This window comes from Algibacter sp., from assembly GCF_049667265.1.
Taxonomy (GTDB): domain Bacteria; phylum Bacteroidota; class Bacteroidia; order Flavobacteriales; family Flavobacteriaceae; genus Algibacter_B.
Map to the genome: position 1 here is coordinate 1 of NZ_JBATHX010000239.1, position 5211 is coordinate 5211.

Genomic DNA, 5211 nt, shown 5'->3' on the forward strand with positions numbered 1-5211 from the left:
CTACAGATGCTACGAACGTAACGCTTGGAACACCTACAACGGATGATAACTGTTCAACAACTACAGTAACTAATGATGCGCCTAGATCATTCCCTATTGGAGATACGACAGTAACATGGACGGTAACAGATACTGCTGGTAATACAGCAACCTGTACACAAACGGTAACTGTTGAAGATAATGAGAACCCAACCTTTATAACTTGTGCTGCGGATGTATCTGTAAACGTAGATATCAACTCTTGTGAAACAATAGCTTCTAATGCGACACTTGGAGCACCAACAACAAATGATAACTGTTCTGTAGTAACGGTAACCAATGATGCACCAACGTCTTTCCCAATCGGAGAAACAACAGTGACTTGGACCGTAACAGATGGTTCTGGTAATACAGCGACTTGTACGCAAATAGTAACGGTAACGGATGATATTGATCCTATATTTGTTGAATCACTTCCAACTGATCTAACATTAGAATGTAACGATGTAACTGCCCCAGAAACATTAACGGCAACCGATAATTGTGGATCAGCAGTAGTTACTTTTAGTGAAATAAGAATAGATGGCTCTTGTTCTTCTGATTATATTTTGGAGCGAACTTGGACTGCGACAGATAACAGCGGCCTTACAATTTCATATACTCAAACAATTACAGTTTCTGATACGACTGCACCGGTACTATTAACAAATTTAAATACAGAGTTAACAATAAGTTGTTCAGAAATACCCGAAGTCCCAAATCTAGAGTTTGCTGATAATTGTTCAACTAATGTAAATGTTGAATTTGAAGAAACTAATACTTATGATGAAAAATTATTATCCGATTACGAAATTATAAGAACTTGGACAGTCACTGATGAGTGTAATAATCAAGATATCTTTACACAAGTACTAAATATAAAACTAGATAATGTAGTTAATCAAATAAGTGAAAGAGCATGTGTTGGTGATGGTACAATAAATCTAAACGATTATTTAGCAAACAATAAAACAGCTGGTTCTTCTTGGATTATAATTGAAGGTTCGGCTGAATTAGATGACAATATTCTGGACACTAAAAATCTTGACTTAGGATACTATACATTTAGTTATACAGAGTCTGCTAATGGATGTTTAAATACTACTGAAATAACCATTGAGCTTCATGATGAATGTGTGGTTTATCCTTGTGGAAGGGAAGATGTAGTAATTTCGAAAGTTATTACGCCTAATGGAGACATGCACAATGAATTCTTAACAGTTTCGGGAATTGATGCATGTGGTTTTACAGTTGATCTTAAAATATTTAATCGATGGGGTGCAAAAATTTATGAAAACTCTGATTATAAAAATGATTGGAACGGACAAGTACATTCTTCGTCAGTTGGAAATGCAGATAAAGTTCCTACTGGGACCTATTATTATGTGGTCAGTTTAATGAATAGTGGATTAGAACCTATGGCTAAAGCTTTTTACGTAGGGTCAAACTAAATCTAACAAATTATGAAATTATTAAAATTTAAGATCGTTATTTTTATATTGTTCAATTGTTGGGTTAGTTTGGCACAACAACTACCTCAATTTACACAATATATGTATAACACTATTTCAATCAATCCTGCATATGCTGGTAGTAGAGAAACGTTTAGTGTTGTGGGATTACACAGAAGTCAATGGGTTGGACTTGAAGGCGGACCAACAACACAAACACTTTCAATACATGCTCCTTTGAGAAATGACAGAGTTGGTATTGGGTTATCTTTTATTAACGATCAATTGGGATATGAAAATTTCACATATCTATATGGCGATTTCTCATATACCCTTCCTATTGGAATAAACTCAAGACTTGCTTTTGGAATTAAAGGAGGATTTACACAATACACTTTGGATCAAGAAATATTGAATGATCCTGAAGTAGCAAATGACCCATTTTTCAATGAAGTTTCCAATAGATGGAGTCCAAATATTGGACTAGGTATGTTTTTGCATTCTAATAAATATTATATTGGCCTTTCAGCACCTAGAATTTTAAATACAGATTATAATAACGGTAAACAAGGTGCGGTTGATTATGTTGCTCTAGAACGTGTAAGTTATTATTTAACCGGAGGTTATGTTTTTGATTTAGGAGCAACTGCAAAGTTTAAACCTGCTTTTTTAATAAAAGCAACCAATGGAGCTCCTATTTCTTTTGATGTTACAGCTAATTTTTTATTCAATGAAAAATTCTGGATTGGTGGTTCTTACAGAATTAATGAATCAGCCGCTGCGTTAGGAGCTATTACAGATTTTCAAGTATCAAAACAATTTCGAGTTGGTTACGCCTATGAATATCCAATATCAGAGATAAGAGCTTATACTAGTGGTACTCACGAAGTTCTAATGATTTATGAATTATTTAAAAGCAAACGTATTAAATCACCAAGATACTTTTAAAACAAAATATTATGAAAACGAAATTTTTAATATTAATATTAGTTTTTTGCGCACATTCTCTGTTCGCTCAAAAAAAACTCGCTGATAAGTTTTTTGAGAATTACGGATATATAAAAGCTAGTGAATTATATGAAAGAGCTCTGGAGAATGGTGATAATAGCAAGCATATTTTAACACGTTTAGGAGACTGTTATTATAATAATTCTAATTCGGAAAAAGCTGCTTATTGGTATCAAAAAGCTGTGGACAAATATGACATTGACACAGAACATTTATACAGATTTATTCAATCTTTAAAAAGTATTGGTAATTATACCGAAGCTGATATATGGACGAAAAAATTTATCGAAATTCAAAATAGCGATAGTAGAATTAATGATTATGACTATAACAATTTATTGAAATATGAGGAACTTAACTCTATTGACGAGGCTTTATTAATCAATATAGAAAACTTACCTTTTAATTCTAAATTTTCAGATTTTGGTTCATTTATATACAATGATAAGTTGTTTTTTGCTTCGGCGAGAGGACTTGATGAAACTAAAAAATATGGGTGGAACAAAGAACCCTTTTTAGATTTATTTGAAGTTGCTGTAAAAGAGTTAGGTAATACTTTAGAATTTGATGATATAAGTTTATTAAAAGCCTCAAAAATTAACTCGGATTACCATGAAGCATCAGTAGTAATAACTAACGATGGAAAAACCATGTATTTTACGAGAGACAACGTTACCAGAAAAAACAAATTAGATTTTGATAAAAAAGGAACAACACATCTAAAAATATATAAAGCAACATTTGTTGAAAATAGTTGGGAAAACATTATAGAACTACCTATAAATGATGAAAAATACTCAACTGGTCACCCAGCTTTAAGTCCTGACAATAAAAAACTATTTTTTGTTTCAGATAGAGAAGGCGGATATGGCCAAACAGATATTTATGAAGTTGATATTTTAGAAAACAATAAATTTGGTAAACCTCAAAATTTAGGGTCTAAAATAAACACTGAAGGACGAGAAATGTTTCCTTTTATTAGTAGGGATAGCACGTTTTATTTTTCTTCTGATGGTCGGTTAAATCTTGGTCTATTGGATGTTTTTCAATCTAATATTATTAAAGATAGTATATCACAACCGAAAAACTTAGGAGCTCCCTATAATAGTGGCTATGATGATTTCGCTTTTTTTATTGATTCTTCGAATGATAACAAAAGAAGTTATTTGTCTTCAAACAGACCAGGTGGGAATGGAAATGATGATATTTATACTATTTATTCCAAAGTATGTTCACAAACAATTAAAGGAATCACGAGAGACAAAAAAGACAATGAAATTTTAAGTAACACAAAAGTTAAACTGATTAATGAAACAGGAAAGATAATAGATGAAATTCTGACTACTGAAAATGGAAAATACGAATTTAATGTTAATTGTAATCAAAAATATACTGTTGTTGCAAGCTATATTGCTTATTCAGATGATAAAATCGAGATTTTCACAGACGACGAAAATGCAACTATTACTGAACATGATTTGTTTCTAGAATCTTTAATTAAAGGAAATCAAATAGTAATTAAACCAATATTTTTTGATTACGCAAAATGGAATATTAGAACTGATTCTGGGTTTGAGTTAGAAAATATTGTAGACGTTTTAAGAGTTAATCCAACAATGATTATTAAAATAGAAGCTCATACTGATAGTAGAGGAAGAGATAGATTTAACTTAAAACTATCTGATAAAAGAGCTAAATCTACCAGAGATTATATCTTATCTAGAGGAATTTCTCCTGAGAGAATAGAAAGTGCAATTGGATTCGGGGAAAGTCAACTATTGAATAAATGTTCCAATGGTGTAAAATGTACGCCTGAGGAACATCAATTAAACCGAAGATCGTATTTTTATATTGTAAAAAAATAAAATAAACTATTTATTATAATTAAAAGCAAACTTAAAAGGTTTGCTTTTATTGTTTACAAATACTCAAATTAAATATGGCCTTGTTAATCAAAATCAAAGTAATATTAGTTTTATTTTATGCATGGATAGCTTCTCCCCTGTTTAATCAAAATTTTTTATAATTATTTTATTTTTAAATAGTTATAACCAATTCCCCTTCGTTAAACCAAATAATTTTATCGATTTTTGGCAATTGGCTATCATTTAATCGAATAATTAAGTGAGTTAACACGTTTTTTTGAAAAAAGAATTATTTTTATTGTTTTTTGTACTACCTATCAAGTTTTAACTTGAATAAAATTAAAATTATGACCCCAAATCTAATTTCAAATAAAAATGTGGCATTTTTAAACAATGCCTTCTCTCCTTTTTTTTTCAAAACAGATTTGTTAAATGCTCATAACTAAATAGTTACTGTTGTAACGATTTATGCGTTTTGGTGTCTTAAAATAGATAAAACTGAACCTATTAATATAAAAAATGAAAACAATATTTACGATAATAATAACCTTAATTGTTGCCGGATTTCCTTTAAAAGAAGGATTTTCAGTTAATGACTTACAAAATTGTAGTGCAGAATTAACTGTTGAAAAGAACAGAAGCTATAAATCTGCAACTGAAAATGGCGTTGAATTTAAATTAATGCTCAAAAACACTTCAGGAACTTCTAATTCATTTAGGTTGTCTTCAACAAGCTTACCAACACCCTGTGCAAACAAGTCATATAATACTTTGAATAAATCATCAGTTGAAAATTCTAATATAGATGTTTCATTTAAATTAAGAAGTTCGATAGTTTCATCAAAAGGGTCTTCTGACCAGAATATAAT

The 5211-nt window shown here is 30.6% G+C and carries 4 protein-coding genes; 3 read left to right on the plus strand and 1 reads right to left on the minus strand.

The features are described 5' to 3' along the window. The 3 genes from WBN21_RS09025 to WBN21_RS09035 all read left to right on the plus strand — a co-directional run. The coding region (locus WBN21_RS09025; protein ID WP_424199514.1) for a gliding motility-associated C-terminal domain-containing protein at positions 1–1469 on the plus strand (1469 nt) is incomplete at its 5' end. Between the two features lie 12 nt (positions 1470–1481). Then, on the plus strand, positions 1482–2417 hold the full coding sequence (locus WBN21_RS09030; RefSeq protein WP_424199516.1) for a PorP/SprF family type IX secretion system membrane protein: 936 nt from the start codon (positions 1482–1484) through the stop codon (positions 2415–2417). Positions 2418–2428: 11 nt separating this feature from the next. Then, positions 2429–4342, plus strand: a complete 1914-nt coding sequence (locus WBN21_RS09035; RefSeq protein WP_424199518.1) for an OmpA family protein — start codon at positions 2429–2431, stop codon at positions 4340–4342. Between the two features lie 641 nt (positions 4343–4983). Here the strand turns inward: WBN21_RS09035 and WBN21_RS09040 are convergent. Beyond that, positions 4984–5211 (minus strand): hypothetical protein (locus WBN21_RS09040; protein ID WP_424199520.1); only part of this gene is annotated, 228 nt, incomplete at its 5' end.